This is a genomic window from Rothia kristinae NBRC 15354 (assembly GCF_001570865.1).
Lineage (GTDB): Bacteria > Actinomycetota > Actinomycetes > Actinomycetales > Micrococcaceae > Rothia > Rothia kristinae.
Genome location: NZ_BCSM01000033.1, coordinates 1 through 1,305, shown reverse-complemented (window position 1 = coordinate 1,305; position 1,305 = coordinate 1). Strand labels below are relative to the sequence as shown.

1 protein-coding gene is annotated in these 1,305 nt (G+C 68.5%); it reads left to right on the top strand.

The window, feature by feature from the left end; genetic code table 11:
* Positions 1-110: 110 nt before the first annotated feature.
* Positions 111-1,305 (top strand): ISL3 family transposase (locus KKR01S_RS10405; protein WP_061225939.1); only part of this gene is annotated, 1,195 nt, incomplete at its 3' end.

Genomic DNA, 1,305 nt, shown 5'->3' with positions numbered 1-1,305 from the left:
GGCTCTTCGTAATCGAGGAGGTAGGTGCGGCCGGCGCGTCGCTGCCTGGGTGAGGGTCGAGGCCTCCCGATGATGGAAGTTCCTACACTGCCCATCCGGAAGACCCCGACATGCCCCACGATACCTTCGCCACCCCTGACCTGACCGTGTTCTGCCGACTTGATGAGCTCGGCCTCATAGCCGTGGGCCAGCACATCGAACCGGACCGTGCGGTCCTGGAGTGCCGCGTTGCCGAGCCGGATCCGTGGTGCCGCGGCTGCGGCAGCCAGGCACTGTCCCGAGGCACGGATGCCCGATACCTGGCGCACGAGCCGTTCGGACACCGACCCACCACGCTGCTGGTCCGCGTCCGCCGATACGCGGGCCCCGGGTGCGGGCGGTCCTGGCGTGAAGACCTCACCCAGGCCGCGCCCGCACGAGCGAGGCTGTCTCGCGGCGGGATGCGGTGGGCGCTGGAGGCCATCGTGATCGAGCACCTCACCGTCTCGCGCGCCGCTGCCGGCCTGGGCGTGTCCTGGCACACCGCGAACACCGCGATCCTCACCGCGGGCAAACGCCGCCTGATCGACGCACCGGGCCGGTTCGACGGTGTCCGAGTGCTCGGCGTCGACGAGCATGTCTGGCGGCATACCCGCCGCGGCGACAAGTACGTGACCGTCATCATCGACCTGACACCGGTCCGTGAGAGAACGGGACCTGCCAGGCTGCTGGACATGGTCGAGGGACGCTCGAAGGCGGTGTTCAAGACCTGGCTCGCGGATCGGCCGCAGACCTGGCGAGACGGTGTCGAAATCGTCGCGATGGACGGGTTCACCGGGTTCAAAACCGCCTCCGTCGAAGAGCTGCCTGCGGCGGTGACGGTGATGGATCCCTTCCACGTCGTGAGGCTGGCCGGTGACGCGCTCGATGGGTGCCGCCGCCGCGTCCAGCGCGATGCGTTCGGGCGGCGCGGGAGGAAGAATGATCCGCTCTACACGGCGCGTCGTACCCTGCACACCGGTGCCGGCTTGCTCACCGAGAAGCAACAAGCCCGCCTTGAAGCGCTGTTCGCCGATGAGCGACATGCCGAGGTCGAGGCGACCTGGGGCATCTACCAGCGGATGGTCACCGCATATCGGGAACCCGACCGGGGTCTGGGGAGGTTCGCCATGCAGCAGCTCATCGACTCACTCGCCAGCGGGGTCCCGACCCCGCTCGTCGAGCTGCGCAAGCTCGGCCGGACGCTGAAGCAACGCGCCGCTGACATTCTCGCGTTCTTCGACCGACCTGGCACCAGCAACGGTCCTACGGAGGCCGTCAACGGGC